17 protein-coding genes are annotated in these 17260 nt (G+C 57.5%); 5 read left to right on the top strand and 12 right to left on the bottom strand.

Annotation, left to right across the window (positions count from 1 at the left end; all coding sequences use genetic code 11):
* Positions 1-503: 503 nt before the first annotated feature.
* The 10 genes from hutI to GTU67_RS11525 all read right to left on the bottom strand — a co-directional run bounded on the left by hutI (position 504) and on the right by GTU67_RS11525 (position 10965).
* Entirely contained in the window at positions 504-1736 is a 1233-nt protein-coding gene (gene hutI / locus GTU67_RS11570) for an imidazolonepropionase (protein ID WP_185780220.1), read from the bottom strand.
* A gap of 88 nt (positions 1737-1824) precedes the next feature.
* Entirely contained in the window at positions 1825-2631 is an 807-nt protein-coding gene (hutG, locus tag GTU67_RS11565; RefSeq protein ID WP_185780219.1) for an N-formylglutamate deformylase, read from the bottom strand.
* A gap of 23 nt (positions 2632-2654) precedes the next feature.
* Positions 2655-4037 (bottom strand): formimidoylglutamate deiminase, encoded by a 1383-nt coding sequence (locus GTU67_RS11560; RefSeq protein ID WP_185780218.1) that lies wholly within the window; start codon positions 4035-4037, stop codon positions 2655-2657.
* Positions 4038-4084: 47 nt separating this feature from the next.
* Positions 4085-4693 carry a HutD/Ves family protein gene (locus tag GTU67_RS11555; RefSeq protein WP_185780217.1) on the bottom strand — a complete coding sequence of 203 codons (609 nt, stop codon included), beginning with the start codon at positions 4691-4693 and terminating at the stop codon, positions 4085-4087.
* Positions 4694-4735: 42 nt separating this feature from the next.
* Positions 4736-6451 (bottom strand): urocanate hydratase, encoded by a 1716-nt coding sequence (hutU, locus tag GTU67_RS11550; RefSeq protein WP_185780216.1) that lies wholly within the window; start codon positions 6449-6451, stop codon positions 4736-4738.
* Positions 6452-6508: 57 nt separating this feature from the next.
* Entirely contained in the window at positions 6509-7213 is a 705-nt protein-coding gene (locus GTU67_RS11545; RefSeq protein ID WP_185780215.1) for an ABC transporter ATP-binding protein, read from the bottom strand.
* Positions 7206-8009 carry an ABC transporter ATP-binding protein gene (locus GTU67_RS11540; protein WP_185780214.1) on the bottom strand — a complete coding sequence of 268 codons (804 nt, stop codon included), beginning with the start codon at positions 8007-8009 and terminating at the stop codon, positions 7206-7208. Before GTU67_RS11540 ends, GTU67_RS11545 begins: the two co-directional genes overlap by 8 nt.
* Positions 8006-8869, bottom strand: a complete 864-nt coding sequence (locus GTU67_RS11535) for a branched-chain amino acid ABC transporter permease (RefSeq protein WP_249417690.1) — start codon at positions 8867-8869, stop codon at positions 8006-8008. The genes GTU67_RS11540 and GTU67_RS11535 overlap by 4 nt, the downstream gene beginning before the upstream one ends.
* 11 nt (positions 8870-8880) lie before the next feature.
* The gene (locus tag GTU67_RS11530; RefSeq protein ID WP_185780213.1) at positions 8881-9744 is read right to left on the bottom strand and encodes a branched-chain amino acid ABC transporter permease; all 864 of its coding nucleotides are present in this window, start codon (positions 9742-9744) and stop codon (positions 8881-8883) included.
* A 60-nt stretch (positions 9745-9804) separates the two neighbouring features.
* Positions 9805-10965 carry an ABC transporter substrate-binding protein gene (locus GTU67_RS11525; RefSeq protein ID WP_185780212.1) on the bottom strand — a complete coding sequence of 387 codons (1161 nt, stop codon included), beginning with the start codon at positions 10963-10965 and terminating at the stop codon, positions 9805-9807.
* A gap of 160 nt (positions 10966-11125) precedes the next feature.
* Between GTU67_RS11525 and hutC the strand changes: the two genes are divergently transcribed.
* Complete coding sequence (hutC, locus tag GTU67_RS11520) at positions 11126-11830, top strand: histidine utilization transcriptional repressor HutC (RefSeq protein ID WP_185780211.1); 705 nt, start codon at positions 11126-11128, stop codon at positions 11828-11830.
* 140 nt (positions 11831-11970) lie between these two features.
* Here the strand turns inward: hutC and GTU67_RS11515 are convergent, their stop codons facing one another.
* Together GTU67_RS11515 and GTU67_RS11510 are read right to left on the bottom strand one after the other, a co-directional pair.
* On the bottom strand, positions 11971-12585 hold the full coding sequence (locus GTU67_RS11515) for an ABC transporter ATP-binding protein (protein ID WP_185780237.1): 615 nt from the start codon (positions 12583-12585) through the stop codon (positions 11971-11973).
* A gap of 19 nt (positions 12586-12604) precedes the next feature.
* The gene (locus GTU67_RS11510; protein ID WP_185780210.1) at positions 12605-13105 is read right to left on the bottom strand and encodes a nucleoside 2-deoxyribosyltransferase; all 501 of its coding nucleotides are present in this window, start codon (positions 13103-13105) and stop codon (positions 12605-12607) included.
* 234 nt (positions 13106-13339) lie between these two features.
* On the opposite strand from GTU67_RS11510, the gene GTU67_RS11505 reads away from it, so the two are divergent.
* The 4 genes from GTU67_RS11505 (at position 13340) to GTU67_RS11490 (ending at position 17084) form a co-directional block, all read left to right on the top strand.
* Positions 13340-14566, top strand: a complete 1227-nt coding sequence (locus tag GTU67_RS11505; protein WP_185780209.1) for a cyanate transporter — start codon at positions 13340-13342, stop codon at positions 14564-14566.
* 60 nt (positions 14567-14626) lie between these two features.
* Positions 14627-15358, top strand: a complete 732-nt coding sequence (locus tag GTU67_RS11500) for an alpha/beta hydrolase (RefSeq protein WP_185780208.1) — start codon at positions 14627-14629, stop codon at positions 15356-15358.
* Positions 15359-15453: 95 nt separating this feature from the next.
* Positions 15454-16371, top strand: coding sequence for a restriction endonuclease (locus tag GTU67_RS11495; protein ID WP_185780207.1), 918 nt, complete (start codon positions 15454-15456; stop codon positions 16369-16371).
* A 62-nt stretch (positions 16372-16433) separates the two neighbouring features.
* Positions 16434-17084 carry a hypothetical protein gene (locus GTU67_RS11490; RefSeq protein WP_185780206.1) on the top strand — a complete coding sequence of 217 codons (651 nt, stop codon included), beginning with the start codon at positions 16434-16436 and terminating at the stop codon, positions 17082-17084.
* The last annotated feature ends 176 nt before the right edge of the window (positions 17085-17260 follow it).

Below are 17260 nucleotides of genomic sequence, written 5' to 3'. Positions count from 1 at the left end.
GGCGCGCTCAAAGCCCCCGCCCAGATCGGCCCCATAAGCCGGCCGGGTTGCGGCGATTGTGCGGGCCTTGTAGGGCAGGGTGGCTTGTTATTGCACCGCGGCTTTGTGCAGAAGCGCAGTTTCGACCTGGGCCTTTGCGTTGCTAATGGCCTTTTCATACTCGGCACGTGTCGGCTGGGTCAATTTTGGCAGTATTCGCCATATGCCCGACCCCCAGTGCGATATCCCATGCCGGGGCCCAAAGGCTTTGAGCATGCCGGCGGAAAGGTCTTGACCGTGGGGGCAAGGGCGCGGCTGTTCGAGCGAGTCGTTTTCGACCAGCCGGGAGCTGGTCGATCTCGTGAGTTCCGCGCCCGCCACGGGCAGGGCCTGGACGGCGGGCAGCCCCGCAGGGGCCATGCGATGCCTGCGGGCTCCGGCATGGGGTGTCGCACGACGCAAGCGCTAAAACAACAAGCCCCCGACGTTAAAACGCCGAATAGCCCAAAGGCCGAAACCGACGTTTACCCCCGCAGCGTCCCCCGAAACACCACCCCCGCGCACGGATTAAAACCAATCGCGTAAGCCAGATCACCCGGCCGATCAATGCGCCATAACGCAAAATCTGCCGATTTCCCCACCGACAGCGTGCCCGTTTCCTCTGCCAGCCCCAATGCCCGCGCGGCATGACACGTCACGCCTGCCAATGCCTCTTGGGGCGTCAAACGGAACAACGTACACGCCATATTCATCGTCAATAACAACGATGTCATCGGCGACGTGCCCGGGTTGCAGTCGGTGGATACCGCCATGGGCACGCCGGCTGCCCGCAACGCCTCGACGGGTGGAAGCCGTGTTTCGCGCAGCGTATAAAACGCCCCGGGCAGTAGCACGGCCACCGTGCCCGCCTGGGCCATGGCGTGAACCCCTTTTGGCGAGAGCCATTCAAGATGATCTGCCGACAGCCCATGAAACGCCGCCACCAGCGATGCGCCGTCTTGGTCAGAGAGCTGCTCGGCATGCAGCTTGACCGGCAACCCATGCCGCTGCGCGGCCAAAAAAACCTGCTCAGTTTGTTCACGAGAAAATGCAATGTTCTCGCAGAACGCATCAACGGCGTCGACCAGGCCGGCTTCGACCAGCGTATCGAGCATATCGTGACACACCAGTTGCAAATACTCGTCAGTACGCGTTTTGAACTCTGGCGGGACGGCATGCGCACCCAGAAATGTGGTGCGCACGCGCACGTCAAGTTGCTCACCCAGCCGGCGGGCCACGCGCAGCATTTTGGCTTCTGTGCCCGTATCCAGCCCATAGCCCGATTTGACCTCCAGCGTTGTGACTCCCTCGGCCAATAAAGCTTTCACACGCGGCAAACTTGCGTCAAACAATGCATCTTCGCTTGCGGCCCGCGTGGCCTTGACGGTGGATACAATACCGCCGCCCCGACGCGAAATTTCTTCGTACGGCACGCCATTCAGGCGCGCTTCGAACTCGTCGCTGCGGTTACCGGCATACACAATATGTGTATGACAATCGATCAGGCCAGGGGTGACCCAGCACCCGTTGCCATCGTGCTGCCTGGTCGCAGCATGCCCGGCCGGCAAATCAGAACGCTTGCCTAACCAGGCTATCCGCCCGTGCTTGACGGCGATGGCTGCATCAAGAACTTCGCCGTACCCAGCGCCGGGTTGCATCGTTGCCAAGTGGACGTTCAGCCATAGATCGTCCCATTTATCGTCAGCAGAAAGTGTCATCGTGGCCTCTTGTGGGGCTTGAGCATATGTGAGGTATTAAAGACATGCTTCGCCCGAAGCGGGCGATAGCGAAGATGGCTGTGCGAAACTAGGCCTGCTGCTTTGCCCAGGCCAGCATCTGCGCCAAAAATGCGTTTAATGTGGGCCTGACCTGGTTAGCCAGGGGCTCATCGAACGCATAAGGGTAGGTTTCTTGCATATAGGTGGCTTCGGAAAGCTCAAGCTGTATGGCGTGGATGTTCTCTTGGGGCCTGCCGTAGTTTCGGGTAATGTGGCCGCCCTTGAAACGGCCGTTGACGGCTACCGTATAGCCCGAATTGTCGGCGATGGCCTTAACCTGCGCCAAAAGCCCGGGGTCGCAAGAGGCGCCATTTGCCGTACCAATATTAAGGTCGGGTAATTTGCCTTCAAAGAATCGTGGTACCACAGAACAAATCGAGTGCGCATCCCAAAGCAAGGCAACACCGTGTGTTGCTTTTAGTTGGTCGAGCGTTTGTGCCAGCTGGGTGTGATAGGGCGTCCAGTAGGCGGCGACCCGTCGCTGGATCTCGGCGGCATCGGGCACTGCATTGTTCATATAAATGGGGTCGCGATGGAAGGTGTCGACCGGGCACAAGCCGGTTGTGTCTTGACCGGGGTACAGGTTTTCGTTGTCTTTAGGGCGGTTCAGGTCGACCACATAACGCGAATGTGTCGCCACCAGCACCGAGGCGCCCAGCGAGACCAAAAAATCGTAGAGCTGCTCAAGGTGCCAGTCGGTGTCTGGCAGGCGCAGCGCCTCGGGCGTCATGCCGGCCTTGATGTCGTCGGGGATATGCACGCCAACGTGTGGCATGGACACCAGCAAGGGTGTGGTGCCTTGATGAAATTTGAAGGCAGGGACAGTGTTGCTCATGATGAATTCCAGATAAAAAGACGTTAAGCGGCCAGTAAAACCGACAGCGCCTTGCGATAGCCATCGGCGACGACGGCCTGCTGCATGTGTGTGCCCTGGCGAACACGCCATTGGCCTGCCGTCATGACATCGGTAATCAGACCGTTGCCATGCCGCGCAAACACAAAGCTGTCTAATAAGGCATTGCCCTGTTTGCCGGCCAGGTCGGGGTGGCTGGCGTCAAGCACAATGGCGTCGGCACGCTGGCCGGCGACCAGGCCGGCCACCGGCCGTGCCGCTGCGCGGGCGCCGCCTTTCAGGGCTTCGGTAAACAAATGGTGCCCCACCGAACCATCGGCCCCAGCGGCCAGCACATTGCGTTGCCGGTGCAGCAGCCGCTGCGAATACTCGTAAGACCGCAGCTCTTCGGCGACATCAACCATGATGTTGCTGTCAGAGCCGATGCCCCAGACACCATTTTCGTTTTTGTAGGTGATGCCATTAAAGATGCCATCGCCCAGGTTGGCTTCGGTCGAGGGGCAAAGGCCAACCACAGCGCCACTGCGGGCGACCGCCGTTGTTTCGGCATCTGTCATGTGGGTAGCGTGTACCAGGCACCAGCGCGCGTCGACATTGAAGTGATTGAGCAGCCATTGCACCGGGCGCTGGCCGTAGTGCGCCATACAGTCATCGACCTCCTTGGTTTGTTCGGCGATGTGAATGTGAATGGGCGCCTCGGGGTTGAAATCGGCCAGACCATCGAGTAACTGTTGCAAAGACGCTTGAGACACGGCGCGCAACGAATGCGGCGCTACCCCGTATCGCAGCCCTGCATGTTGCGGGTGCAGGCGCTGCAGTGTGGTCAAGGTGTTCAGCATCCAGTCGGGCGAATTCAGAAAGCGGGCTTGGCCGCTTGAGGGTTGCGCGTTGCCAAAACCCCCGTACTGATACATGACCGGCAGTAGCGTTAATCCCATGCCGGTTGCTTCGGCGGCCTCTACCAGGCATTGGGCCAGCAGCGTTTGGTCGCGGTAGGGCAGTCCGCCGATATCGTGGTGAATGTAATGGAACTCACAAACCGACGTGTAGCCGGCTTGAAGCATTTCGATATACAACTGACTGGCCACCGCCTTGAGCAAATCTGGGTCGAGCTTTTGTGCAAAGGCATACATCAGGGTGCGCCAGCTCCAGAAGCTGTCTTGCGAGGCAGAGCGGTACTCGGTCAGCCCGGCCATGGCGCGCTGAAAGGCGTGAGAATGAAGGTTGGGCATGCCGGGCAGCAGCACGTCGACCACAGGCCATGGGGCCTGAGCCTGGGTGCTGTCGGGTGACACGGCCGTCAGCAGACCCTCGGCATTCCATTCAAGGGTGACATTGCGGGCCCAACCTTGGGGCAACAAAGCAGTTTTGGCGAACAGACCGTTCATAAGGTCAAGTCTCGTATGCAGTTAGCGTTGATGGGCGCGGGCGTGATTCAGGGCGTGCCGGGTGGCGGGCTTGCCTGTATGTCGGCCACCAGTATCAGGCCGTCGGGGGTTTTGGGGGTTGCATGCACATGCGTTGCCTGGTCGGGCACAGATACATAGTCGAATGCGCTCAGTGTTGCGGTTTCGGGGGCCGCGCCGGCGCGTTCGACGTGAAGCTGCCATGCCCCTTGAAGGCACAGCACCCGATACGCCGTACCGGGTGTGCATGGCCATGCCGATGTGGCCGACCAGGCCTGAACACGCCCTGCGGCCAGCCCGCGGCGCAGCATCAGGTTCAGGTCTTGTACTGGCCCATTCTGCAGCGTAGCATGCAGCGGCCGTTCCCCTGCAAATGGGTAAGGCACACCGTATTCAAGGGTATGCCGTTCGCCGTCGTTAAAGTTCAGGTTAACGCCCGAGCCCTTGACCAGGGTAATGATGCGATCGACGCCGTCAAACGCCGAAAAGTCACCGGCCTGCCCGATGTCGGCCAGACTGATGCGCCAGATGAAATCGTCGAAACCCGCCCCTGACGGGAAGGTTTCGATTTCGCGCGTTTGGCCCTGGCCGTTACGCCAGGGTACCGGGGCCAATTGAAGGACGTTAAGAACGTTCATCGTTGGCCTCCGGGCGTCGTCTGTATGCTCGAACAGCCGTCATTATTTGATCATGGGCAGCTTAAGGCCGTGCTTTTTGGCGCATGCAATTGCCGCTTCGTAGCCTGCGTCGGCATGGCGCATGACTCCCGAACCGCAGTCGTTGATCAGCACGCGGGCTAGGCGTTTCTCTGCTGCGTCGGAGCCGTCGGCCACAATGACCATCCCGGCATGCTGCGAATACCCCATGCCGACGCCACCCCCGTGGTGCAACGAAACCCAGCTCGCGCCACCTGCAGTGTTCAGCAAGGCATTGAGCAGGGGCCAGTCAGAAACGGCGTCGGTACCGTCGCGCATGCTTTCGGTTTCTCGGTTGGGGCTGGCCACCGAGCCGGTGTCCAGATGGTCGCGACCGATGACAATCGGGGCTTTCAGCTCGCCCTTGCGTACCATTTCGTTGAAGGCCAGACCCGCCAGGTTGCGTTCGCCCAGGCCCAACCAGCAAATGCGCGAGGGCAGCCCCTGGAACGCGATGCGTTCTTTTGCCATGTCGAGCCAACGGCCAACCGCTTTGTTTTCGGGGAAGAGTTCTTTGATTTTGGCGTCGGTCTTGTAGATGTCTTCGGGGTCGCCCGACAAGGCCACCCAGCGGAAGGGGCCTTTGCCATCGCAGAACAGGGGGCGGATATAGGCCGGAACGAAGCCGGGGAAGTCGAAGGCGTTTTTAACGCCGGCGTCGAAGGCGACTTGCCGGATGTTATTGCCGTAGTCAACCGTTGGGATGCCCATGGCATGAAAGTCGAGCATCGCCTGAACATGGTCGGCGCATGACAACGTGGCCTGCTTGACCAGTTCGGGGTGCTGCGCAGCGTCTTTCTGGGCGGCTTTCCATTGGTCTACCGACCAACCCTTGGGCAAGTAGCCATTGATAAGGTCGTGGGCCGACGTCTGGTCGGTGACCAGGTCGGGGCGGATACCCCCGGCTTTGGCCCGGCGGACCAGCTCGGGCAGAATCTCGGCGGCGTTGCCCAGCAGCGCGATAGAAATGGCTTCTTTGCGTTCGGTATGGTGCTTGATTAGAGCCAGCGCATCGTCGAGGTCTTTGGCTTGTTTGTCGACATAGCGCGTGCGCAAACGAAAGTCGATACTGCTCTGCTGGCATTCAATATTAAGTGATACCGCGCCGGCCAGTGTGGCTGCCAGCGGCTGTGCGCCGCCCATGCCGCCCAGGCCCGCCGTCAAAATCCAGCGTCCGGCCCAGTCGCCGTTAAAGTGCTGACGCCCGGCCTCGACAAAGGTTTCGTACGTGCCCTGAACAATGCCTTGGCTGCCAATGTAAATCCAGCTGCCGGCGGTCATTTGGCCGTACATGAACAGGCCTTTGCGGTCGAGTTCGTTGAAGTGTTCCCAGGTGGCCCACTTGGGCACCAGGTTCGAGTTGGCGATCAGCACGCGCGGTGCGTCGGGGTGGGTTTTAAATACGCCGACTGGTTTTCCTGATTGCACAAGCAGCGACTCATCGTCTTCCAGGTCGCGCAGCGAAGCCAGAATCTGGTCATAGCACTCCCAGTTGCGGGCCGCGCGGCCGATGCCGCCGTACACGACCAGGTGCGTCGGGTTTTCGGCCACTTCGGCGTCCAGGTTGTTCTGGATCATGCGATAGGCCGCTTCAGTGACCCAGCTTTTGCAGGTTTTTTCGCTACCGCGCGGGGCGCGGATGACGCGACTGGGGTCAATGCGGGGATCGGCGAGGGGGGGGGTGTTTTTTGGGTTGTTCATGATGGCATTCCTTCAGAAACAGGCATAACAGCAGTTGTTGTGGTGTTGGGCCTAGCGTTAGTGCAGGCCCAGATAAGCAGCGACCAGGTCGGGGTCTTGGGCAGCGACTTGGGCGCTGCCTTGCCAGACCGTACGCCCAGATTCGAGTACGCAGATGTCGTCTGCAATTTTCAGGACACGGTCAGTGTTTTGTTCGACCAGCAGAATCGCCATGCCTTTGCCCTTCAGGGCGTCGAGCGCGTGATAGCAAAGGTCGATGACTTTAGGCATCAGGCCCAGCGAGAGCTCGTCGATGAGAATGACTTTGGGCCGGGTCATGAGCGCGCGCCCGATGGCCAGCATTTGCTGTTCGCCACCCGACAGGTTGCCGGCCAGCGACGTGAGCCGCTCGCCCAGACGTGGGAACAGCGACAGCACGAAGTCGCGGTCTTCGGCGAAATCGGTTTTGGGCCGGATCAGCCCGCCAACCCGCAGGTTGTCTTCAACGCTCAGGTCTTTGAACAAGCGCCGCCCCTCGGGCGAAATGGCCAACCCGCGCCGGACGCGTTCGTAGGCAGGCAATTGGCTGATGTCTTCGTCGTTGAAGACAATACGGCCCCCATTAAGCTGAACATGACCAGCCAGGCACATGAGGGTTGATGATTTGCCGGCGCCGTTTGCACCCAGCAAGCCGGTAATGGTGCCGGGGCGCAGCGACAACGAGATGCCATGCACAGCCTCGAAGGCGCCGTAGCCACAAGAGAGGTCTTTGATATCAAGCATGGGCGTCTCCGGTTTCGGTGGCGGTGTTGCTGGCTTCGGTGCTTTCGGCCCCAAGGTAGGCTGCTCGTACATTGGGCTGGGCCATGACGTCGCGCGGGGCACCGCTGGCAATTTTTCGGCCATTATCAAGGACGACCAGACGCTGGCAAATACGCATGACCTCGCTGAGGTTGTGTTCGATGAGAATGATGGTGACGCCTTGCCGGTTGACGTCGGCAATGGTGTCGGCCAGCGTTTGTGCTTCTTTTGAGTTCAGCCCGGCCAGCGGCTCGTCGAGCAGCAAGAGCTCGGGGTCGAGCGCCAGTGCACGCGCCATTTCCATGCGCTTGAGCACGCCTAAGGGCTGGATCCCCGGCATTTGATCGGCCAGGTGCGCAATGCCTACGCGCTCGAGCATGTCGCGGGCACGGGTGCGCTCGGCCTGGGCCGACACATGCAGCAAGGCTTTAAGGGGGGATTGTGTGTATCGGCTGCCGGCGGCCAGCGCAACGTTGTCGAGAATGGATATTTCGCGAAACGGCCGGACCAGCTGTTGCGATAGCGACAGACCTTTGCGGATGCGCTGATGAACCGGCAGGTTGCTGATGTCTTTGCCATTGAGCACAACCCGGCCGGCAACGGGCTTGACCACGCCGGTAATACTGCGCATGGCGGTGGTTTTGCCGGCGCCATTGGGCCCGATCAGGCCGAGCAGTTCGCCGCGTTGCACATTGAACGACACGTTGTCGACGGCGACCAGACCACCAAACTGGACGGTGACCCCGGACACTTCAAGCAAATGTGTGTCTTGCGTCATGCCGTACCCCCTGCCACAGGCTTGTTGAACCGGCGCCACACTGCGCGAACGATACCTGCCACGCCGTTGGGTGAGAAGCGCATCATCAGGAACAACAGCCCCCCGTAGACCAGCAATTTGTAGTCGCCAATGACCTGGAACCAGGCGGGTAGGGCGGACAACACCGCAGCACCGAAAATAACGCCAGGTACCGAGCCGATGCCGCCGAACACCACCATGGACAGCACGGTGACCGATTCGATAAACCCGAAACTGTCAGGGCCAATGTAATTGAAGTGCTGCGCATACAAGCCGCCCGACAACCCGGCCAGCGCCGTGCCCATGGCAAATGCGGCCAGTTTGTAGCGCGGGACATCGATGCTGAGCACGCGCATGGTGTCTTCGTCTTCGGCAATACCGTTGAACACACGGCCCATCCAGGACTTTTTGATATACAGGCAGAAGGCGGCAACCAGCGCGGCCAGGACGACGGCAAAGACCATGAATTCGGGTTTGCTGAAGCCCGACGACGGGAAGCCTGACAGGCCCATTTCGCCACCCAGCCAGTCTTGCTGGCGCACGATGCCCACAAACAGAAAGACGACACCCATGGTGGTAATGGCCAGGAAGTCGTGTCGCACACGCAGGCTGGCCAGCCCGACGATGGCACCGACCACGCCTGCCAGCAACATGGCGACGGGCAGCGTCAGCAAGAAAGGCACGCCTGCATTGCACAGCATGACCGAGGTGTACGCCCCGATGCCCAGAAAGGCTGAGTGCCCCAGACTGATTTGCCCGCAAAAGCCCGTAATGAGGTTAAGCGACAGCGCAAACAAAACGCTGATGGCCATGGACGTGATAAGGGATATTTCGTAAGCCATGGTCTGTCTCCTTAGCGCTTGGCAAACAGCCCCTGGGGCCGGATCATGAGAACCAGAATCAGGAAGGCGAACGCAATGGCGTCACGGTCGACGAACTGGCTGAGGTAGATGGCGCCGAAGGCTTCGGTAACACCAAGCACCAGGGCGGCCAGCAGTGTGCCGCGCACCGAACCCATGCCGCCCAGCACAATAATGGCCAGGCCTTTGTACGAGGGGACGCTACCCATGGTGGGTTCGACCAGGTTATTGAGCATGCCCATCCAGACGCCCGCGAAGCCGGCCAAGGCCGAACCGACGAAGAAGTTCAGGTCGCGTACGGTGCGCAGACGGATGCCGAACGATTCGGCCATTTGCGGGTCGGTGACGGTGGCCTGGCAGGCAATGCCGATGCGGGTTTTAAGCTGCAGGTAGCCGAGTACGGCAATAATGGCAATCGTACTCAGTGTGGCCAGGATCTCGGCCTGCGAAAACTGCAAACCGCCGAACAAGGGGATATGTTCTTGCAGGGGCTGAACCGCATACGACAACCCCATGGCGCCGAACAAAATGCGGAAACCTTCTTCGAAGGCGATGTACAAGCCGATGGAGGCAATTAGCGCTACATAGGGCGGCTGTTTAAGAATGGGTTCGTAGCACAGGCGGTACATGGCGACACCGACCAGGCCGGCCAGCAGCATGGCGGCCACAAAAGCCAGCGGCAAGCTGCCGGTGCTGTTATAGACCAGCACACTGACGTAGCCGCCCAATGTAAACAAGGCGGCGTGGGCAACGTGCAGAATGCGCAGCAGTCCGTAGACCAGCGTCAGCCCCAGGGCAATAAGTGCATACAAACTGCCTTGCACCAGGCCTTGGGCAACGAGCTCGACAAAGAGCATGTTGACTCCAGATTCAGGAAATGAAAAGGGGCCCCGCCAGGGCAGGCGGGGCCAAGGGACTTACTTGCTGTCTTTGGTGGGCGCGGCCAGCAGGACAGGGTCGTGAATGACGGAATGACGGGCCCAGTAACCGTTTTTGATGGTCTGGACTTGTACGTCTTTGTTGACTTCGTGCAGGTCGTTGAATTCGAGCTTGCCGATAGGCATTTCGTAAGAGCCACTGGCGATGGCGTCGCGCAGCTCGGCCCCGCCCTTGCCGCCGGTTTTCTTCAGCCCTTCGATAAGAATGGACATGGCGCTGTAAGTGGAGGCGGCCACCATATCGGCCCCGAAACCGGCTTTGGCACGGAAGTCTTTCAGGAAGGCCTGAGTGACGGGTGATGCCGATTCGCGATCAAGCGATGTAGTGACCAGCGTGCCTTCGGCGGCAGGGCCGGCGATTTCGATGAACTTGTCGCTGTCGTAACCTTCTTGCCCAATGATGGGGGCGGTGATGCCGGCGGCACGCATTTGGGACACCAGCGGGCCGGCGTTGAAGAAGTAGCCAGACGCGTAGATGACTTCAGGGTTATCGCTTTTTACTTTGGCGATAAGCGGGCCAAACTGGCGATCTTTAATGCCGTACTCGTATTCGTTGACGATGTTCAGGTCAAATTTTTGGGCGGCGTCTTTGAAGCCATTGGCCAGTGCCTGGCCAAAGTCGTTCTTAAGCGTGACCAGAACGACGCGCTTTTTGCCCAGGTTGTCGACCAGCTTTGCGCCGGCACGGCCCTGGACTTCACCCATGGAGGACACACGGAACATGTAGTCGCCAGTGCGGGTAACACTTGGGTCGATGGAGTAGGCCACGACATACGGTACCTTCGCGTTCTGGAAGACGCTGGCTGCCGCGCGCGTTGAGGCAGAGTACGAACCCGACACGGCGCCGACCACCTCGTCTTTTTCAGTCAGTTTGGTGGCGGCCGGAATAGCGTCTTTGGGCGACGCCTGGTCGTCGTAAACGATGAGATCGATTTTCTCGCCATTGATGCCGCCGCTTGCGTTGGCTTTTTCAACGGCCAGTTGTGCGCCGGTAAGGGCAGAGTTACCGTCGGCTGCAGCAAAGCCGGTAAGCGGTACGTTGATGCCAATTTTGATGTCGGCCAGCGCCGAGGTGGTGCCGAAAGCGGCGCATACAGCCAGCGCGAGGGAAAACTTGCGGGTAAGCGAATAGCGGTTCATGTTCTCTCCTAGGTTATGAAAAAAGTGTTTTGTCACACCTTTTTTTCTATCATAATTTGTCTATACAATTTTGCAAAGTATATTTGCAGCATTTTTTCTGGGTAATAACCCGAATCTTTTTGTGTGCAATACCTATCCTTTGGATAATGGGGAGTGTGTTATGTCGGAACAGGAAGTCCCGCTGTACCAACGGATCAAAGACTATCTGTTGACTGAAATTCAGGGGGGCAAGTGGCGCGAGGGGGAGGCAATTCCGCCCGAAATTTCGCTGGCGCGTCAGTTTGGGGTGTCGCGCATGACCGTGAACCGGGCGGTGCGAGAGCTGACTGCCGAGAACATTCTGAAGCGCATCCAGGGCTCGGGCACCTATGTGGCGCACCGCAAGTATCAGGCAACCCTGGTGGCTATCAAAAGCATTGCTGACGAAGTGCGCAGCCGAGGGCATCGGCACAGCAGTCAAGTGTTGTTGCTTGAAAGCGCACCTGCGTCCGAGGCGCTGGCGGTGCAGTTCGAGGTGCAGCCGGGCCATCCGTTGTTTCATTCAATCATCGTTCACTTCGATAATCAGACACCGATTCAGTACGAAGACCGTTGGGTCAATGCTGTCGTCGCTCCCGACTACATGACACTGGATTTTTCAGTGTCCACGCCGAATGAGCATTTGATGCGTGTGGCGCCTTTGCAAGGCGTGCGTTATTGCATCGAGGCGGTCAACGCGCCCGCTGACATTGCCGTCCATTTGCATGTGCCGGAAGATGAGGCGTGCCTGGTTCTGTACCGGACCACGTTGGCGTTGGATCAGGTCGCTTCAGTGGCGACGATGTGGTACCCGGGTAGCCGTTATCAGTTCGAGGGCAGGCTGTAGCCAGGTTTAAGAATCGGCAGGGGCCTGCGTTGGGCGGCTGTGCCGCCCGTTGCCTGTTGATCAGGTGCCGGGGCGGGTACTTGATGGCGCTAGAGGTTCTTGTCGATTGATCAAGTTCAGATGTGGTTTGTTTGTGAAATTCAGCCCGGCGCCGAAATATTCAACGGCGTCGCACCGCATTCCTGCACCAGCTTAGCGTCGTGACTGGCAAACAGCACCACACGATCGCGGCCCCAGGTTTTGAAAACGTCGGCCAGCACGGCACAGGAGGCTGAGTCCAGCCCGCTGCTCGGGCCATCGGCAACCACCACGGCCGGGTTGCCCAACGTCGCAGCGGTCAAGTAAACCTTGCGGCGCATCCCCGTCGACATTTGTTCAAAACGTTTGTCCAGGTGCTCTGTCAGTTCAAACCGCGACGCAAGCTCGAGCACGCTGTTGTCGACCACTACATTTTTTTCCGAGGCGACACGCTCCAGCAGTGCCCGTCCGGTCATGTCCGGAAATTGCAGGCAATCGTCGGGGATGTAGGCCAGACGCAATTTTGCTTCGCGCGGCGCTTTTTTTAACGAATGCCCGTCAACCCAGACGTCGCCCGAGCTGGGCGCCATCGCACCCGCAATAATCGCCAGCAAGCTGGTCTTTCCTGTGCTTTCTTCTTCGCACAGGGCCACGCAGCCGGGTTCGAAGCTGTGGTTCAGCCTCTCGAATACAAGGTGATCGTCATAGCGTTTGGTCAGATTTTCGATGCGTAACATGTGAGTCATTTGCTTAATCTCATTTATCACTCGGGCCCTGTAAATACTTTGCCATAGCCGAAATGGCGGCTTCTACCGTTGGGCTGTAGCCTTGCCATTGGCACGCCAGCATGAGGTTTCTGGGCAGACCAAAGTCTTCGACCAGCCAACCCTGGGCGCAATGTCCCTGAGCATCGTGGGCGACTTGCTGCAGCAGGTCGCCGGCCCACGGAAAGAACACCCACACGGGCTTACCCAAAGCCACGGCAACGCCGACCTCAAACACCGTACCCGAATCGGGCTCGGTACCTCGAAACGGTTCGAGATTGGCCACAACACCGTCAGCCTGCGAAATCATGTGCATATTGGCTTGGGCGATCGCAGATGCGGTTTGTTGCGGCGTCGCCGCCTGAGCAATCTCGTTATCCAGCGGGTACAGGCCAATCAATCCGTGTTGCCGGCAAAGCGCTTGTAAATGCTTGCCCCAGGCGTGGCTATCGGGGCGAAACACATCGGGGCCGGCCAAGTATATTTTCTTCATTGTGGTTGATGATCAAGTTTAATTCAGCCATATCGGCGTCACGGCAGCGCGTGGACTGCATGATGCTGAAGGTATTTATGCAACGATTTTAGGCGAGGTCGATGTCTGTGCCAGATGCTAAGCTTGCGATGTAAAAGGTGGGGTTTAAAAAATGAATTGTCGTCAAATTTTTGCAGGTTGGCTTATTGCAACCTTGGCCATCGCGCCAGGTCTGTCGGCGGGCGCCCATTGAGCATGTCCAGTGTCCATAATGCGCAATCAGCGCGGTCTGCGTCAACGGCTGTTCTCTTGGCTGCAGTTGTCCTGATCGGCCTTAACCTGCGACCTTTCATTACGGGTGTGGGGCCTTTGGCTGCCGATATCAGCCAGGCCACCGGCCTTGATTTAAAAGGCATTTCGCTGCTTACGCTAGTGCCCATGTTACTGATGGGCGTATTTGCATTTGCGGGGCCCGTGTTGCAAGCCCGTATTGGCGGCCGTCTGTCCATGATGGCCGCGTTGGGGCTACTTGTCGTCGGGTCGTTCTTGCGACTGTTCACCACCAATGGTTGGCAACTAGTCGGCACGGCGGCCTTGCTTGGTCTTGGTGCAGCTGTTGTGCAGGCTGTTCTGCCGGGTGTAGTTAAACGTCAGTTACCCCAGCATGTGGGTGTTGTCATGGGTTTGTATTCGGCAATGCTGATGGGCGGTGGCGCATTGGGCGCGCAAGTGTCGCCCTGGGTGGCGGCCGTCAGCGGCACCTGGCATATAGGTCTGGCCTGGATGGCTTTACCGGCGGCTTTAGCCCTGGCGCTCGTGGCTCGCTACCTGCCTCGCGACGTTCCTATTTTACCGGCTCGTTTGTCTTTGGCCGCCTATCTTCGCCGGCCCCGAGTTTGGCTGCTGATGGTTTGCTTTGGGTTAGTCAATGGCGGCTATTCAACGACGGTAGCGTGGCTGGCGCCGTTCTATCGCGAGTATGGCTGGAGTGCTTCAGCCAGTGGGGGGCTATTGGCGTATCTGTCGGTGTGCCAAGCCCTGACGGCCATCTCGCTGCCCATATTGGCCCGCAAAGGAAAAGATCGCCGCCCTTGGCTGTGGTTGGCGTTGGCCATGCAGGCCGCAGGCTTTGCCGGGTTGGCCTTCTGGCCCCTGGCCGCGCCGCTGATCTGGGCCATGTTGTTGGGTGCCGGTCTGGGCGGCTGTTTTGCCTTGTCGCTTATTGTGGCGCTCGATCATCTTCCCGATCCCACTCAGGCAGGCACGCTGTCGGCCTTGATGCAAGGCGGCGGCTTTCTTATTGCGGCCATGCCGCCCTGGATTGTTGCAGCGTTGCACGAGTCCACAGGCGGCTTCAGCGCCGGTTGGGTGATGCACCTTGGCTGCGCCGTTGTGGTGGCCATCTTGTATTGGCGCGTATCGCCGGCCAGTTACGCCCGGGGGATGAATATGGCAAGCAAGACCGCTAACGTAGGGAAGTAGTCACAATTTTTACTGGTATCAGGCACTAAAAATATATTCACACACCAAAGGAGACACCTCATGACTCAATCCATCTATGTGCTGGTTCACGGCGCTTGGCACACCGGAGCAGAACTCGAGCCCGTGGCCGAACATCTTCGGGCTCGTGGTCACCGGGTAATGTGCCCCACGTTGGCGGGAAACCGTCCCGAAGATGACCGTTCCAGTATTGGTTTGGAAGACGCCGCGCAATCGTTGGTGTCATTTATCGACGAGCATGATTTGAACGATGTGCGGCTCGTTGGTCATAGCTACGGCGGCATGGTGATTTCGCGGGCGGCCGATTTGCGGCCAGGGCGGCTTGCCCGCCTGGTATATGTGAACGCCTTCGTGCCAGATCCGGGCGAGGCATTGAACGATTTGGTACCGCCGCATTATGTTGAGCTTTTTGATGCCATTGCATCTCAGAACAATGGTGCGGTGATGCTGCCATTTCAGGTGTGGCGCGAGGCGTTTATCAACGATGCGGCGTTAGATTTGGCCACGCAGGCCTACGAAAAACTCAATCCCCACCCTTACAGAACATTTCAAGACGGCATTGTATTAAGTCAGCCTATGGCAGCCAGTCCTGTTCCTAAAAGCTATGTGAATTGCCGAGAAGACACCGCCTTGCCGCACAGCTATGGATGGCATCCCCGTTTGTCAGAAAAGCTGGGTCTATTCCGCTACGTCGAGTGCAGCGGCAGCCACGAGGTTTGGTTTACTGACCCGCAGGCAATTGCAGGCGCTATTGAAAAGGCAGGACGCGATTAAGTGTTTTGACGGCCGGCTGCGAGTTCGAGGGTTATGTAATGAAAGACGCATATTTTCGTTAATATCGGGTTTCAATTAACGTTATTAATTTTGAAATGAGTATCCCCGATTTTCAAACTCTGATGCGGCCTCTTCTGGCGTTACATCAAGACGGGCATGAGCATATAAATCGTGATTTGGTTAGTGCTCTTGCCGATCAATTTGGCTTGACTGAAGATGACCGCCGTCAAATGTTGCCCAGTGGTCGTGCAAGGATGTTTGATAATCGGGTCGGTTGGGCAAAAACTTACATTTCCAACGCAGGCCTAATTCGGGCGCCACGACGTGGTGTATCAGTTATTACTGATTTTGGCGCACGTGTCTTGGCCGAGCAAGCAGGTCAAATTAACCTCAAGTTTCTGGCTGCCCTGTCAGAAGATACGTCGCAGAAGAACGATAAGGCTTTGTTGGTTAATGATGGTGTCGATGCGAAACCGGATTTGATCTCAACGCAGGAAACTCCGGAAGAGCTCTTCGAGAATGCGTATTCAAGGATGCGCGCTGATATTGAGCGCCAACTGCTGGCTAGGGTCATGGAGAATCCCCCAGAGTTTTTAGAAAGGATCATCGTCGACTTGCTTGTTCGAATGGGTTACGGCGGCAGTCGTAAGGACGCAGGCGAGGCTATAGGTCGTTCGGGTGATGAGGGGATTGACGGAATCATTAAAGAGGATCCTTTAGGTTTGGATATTATTTACTTACAAGCCAAAAGGTATGAGGGCACTGTGGGCCGGCCTGATTTGCAAAAATTCGCTGGTGCGCTTCAGGGACAGCGCGCCAAAAAAGGCATATTTATCACGACTTCCTCTTATTCCCGAGAGGCGAAGGATTACGTCACCCGGATAGACGCAAAGATTATTTTGATAGATGGCGCCAGACTTGCTGGCTTGATGTTTGATCACGGAGTTGGCGTATCGGTGAATACGGTGTACGAGTCAAAACGTATTGATGCCGACTATTTTGATGAGGCCTAATGCCAGTGTTTAAAGTGGTGTGAGTTGCGCTGTATTAAAAATTACTTAAGGAAGAGGAAGTTATGAAGTTGACCTTTCTTGCTGTTGTGGGAGCTCTTTTTTTGTCAGGTTGTGCGGTGAAGTATGCCCCTGCGGAGCGTGATATCAAGGCGTTCGATGAGCCGGAGATCGGCGCGCTGGCATCGGCTCAAGTTGGCGACCACTTGTTGCGGAAGGGTGTGGTTGTAGAAGAAGAGGCCATTTTGGTTAAGAACATGGTTGATGGCATTCTTTACGACATTTTGCCAGGTGAGTATCAGCAACTTGGCTACACTGAAGCTGAGCGATTCTACCTGCCGACCGGTATTGTTCGGAACCCGTTTGCTGATGAGGTTCAGGGGATGTCGGTACAAAAAGACAAACCAAAGCAAATTTGTGTAATTACTGTTTTTGCCGTTCGGTCATGCTATGACGCTGATTTTGAGGTTATTAGACGTGCCTCTAGTCGCGAAATGAGCTTTCAGCAAACGCTTATCTATAGTGGGCGCGTGGGGAATAAGATCAATATTGGGTATCGGGAGTTCAGCAATAACACGGCGAGGCCAGCGTTTAACAATGATGTTGAGTACGACCTTTCGGCTTCAAACAAGATAGGGTACAAGGGAGCTCAAATCGAAGTTATTGAAGCGGACAACTCAGGCATTACATACAAAGTGCTTAAGAGTTTTAAGTAGTCCGGAGGTTCAGTGGATGCGTGAAGAGTTTGCTGTTTTAGTAGGTGGCTTTCTGTTTGCAGGGGTTTTTGCTAACACACACGAAAAGCTAAAAACGCGCAAAGTTTGCTGCATAGTAATCTAGTTAATCACTGGGTTCGATCGTCGAAAATTTGAGCCCCTGTCCTCGGCAAGCT

This window comes from Pusillimonas minor, assembly GCF_014237865.1.
Taxonomy (GTDB): domain Bacteria; phylum Pseudomonadota; class Gammaproteobacteria; order Burkholderiales; family Burkholderiaceae_B; genus Neopusillimonas; species Neopusillimonas minor.
This window is presented reverse-complemented; position numbering and strand designations above follow the sequence as displayed.

What these genes read in the sequence shown, in the direction of transcription:
- hutI (WP_185780220.1), bottom strand. Translation starts at nt 1,736, where the DNA reads ATGACACTTTCTGCTGACGATAAATGGGACGATCTATGGCTGAACGTC.
- hutG (WP_185780219.1), bottom strand. Translation starts at nt 2,631, where the DNA reads ATGAGCAACACTGTCCCTGCCTTCAAATTTCATCAAGGCACCACACCC.
- GTU67_RS11560 (WP_185780218.1), bottom strand. Translation starts at nt 4,037, where the DNA reads ATGAACGGTCTGTTCGCCAAAACTGCTTTGTTGCCCCAAGGTTGGGCC.
- GTU67_RS11555 (WP_185780217.1), bottom strand. Translation starts at nt 4,693, where the DNA reads ATGAACGTTCTTAACGTCCTTCAATTGGCCCCGGTACCCTGGCGTAAC.
- hutU (WP_185780216.1), bottom strand. Translation starts at nt 6,451, where the DNA reads ATGAACAACCCAAAAAACACCCCCCCCCTCGCCGATCCCCGCATTGAC.
- GTU67_RS11545 (WP_185780215.1), bottom strand. Translation starts at nt 7,213, where the DNA reads ATGCTTGATATCAAAGACCTCTCTTGTGGCTACGGCGCCTTCGAGGCT.
- GTU67_RS11540 (WP_185780214.1), bottom strand. Translation starts at nt 8,009, where the DNA reads ATGACGCAAGACACACATTTGCTTGAAGTGTCCGGGGTCACCGTCCAG.
- GTU67_RS11535 (WP_249417690.1), bottom strand. Translation starts at nt 8,869, where the DNA reads ATGGCTTACGAAATATCCCTTATCACGTCCATGGCCATCAGCGTTTTG.
- GTU67_RS11530 (WP_185780213.1), bottom strand. Translation starts at nt 9,744, where the DNA reads ATGCTCTTTGTCGAGCTCGTTGCCCAAGGCCTGGTGCAAGGCAGTTTG.
- GTU67_RS11525 (WP_185780212.1), bottom strand. Translation starts at nt 10,965, where the DNA reads ATGAACCGCTATTCGCTTACCCGCAAGTTTTCCCTCGCGCTGGCTGTA.
- hutC (WP_185780211.1), top strand. Translation starts at nt 11,126, where the DNA reads ATGTCGGAACAGGAAGTCCCGCTGTACCAACGGATCAAAGACTATCTG.
- GTU67_RS11515 (WP_185780237.1), bottom strand. Translation starts at nt 12,585, where the DNA reads ATGTTACGCATCGAAAATCTGACCAAACGCTATGACGATCACCTTGTA.
- GTU67_RS11510 (WP_185780210.1), bottom strand. Translation starts at nt 13,105, where the DNA reads ATGAAGAAAATATACTTGGCCGGCCCCGATGTGTTTCGCCCCGATAGC.
- GTU67_RS11505 (WP_185780209.1), top strand. Translation starts at nt 13,340, where the DNA reads ATGTCCAGTGTCCATAATGCGCAATCAGCGCGGTCTGCGTCAACGGCT.
- GTU67_RS11500 (WP_185780208.1), top strand. Translation starts at nt 14,627, where the DNA reads ATGACTCAATCCATCTATGTGCTGGTTCACGGCGCTTGGCACACCGGA.
- GTU67_RS11495 (WP_185780207.1), top strand. Translation starts at nt 15,454, where the DNA reads ATGAGTATCCCCGATTTTCAAACTCTGATGCGGCCTCTTCTGGCGTTA.
- GTU67_RS11490 (WP_185780206.1), top strand. Translation starts at nt 16,434, where the DNA reads ATGAAGTTGACCTTTCTTGCTGTTGTGGGAGCTCTTTTTTTGTCAGGT.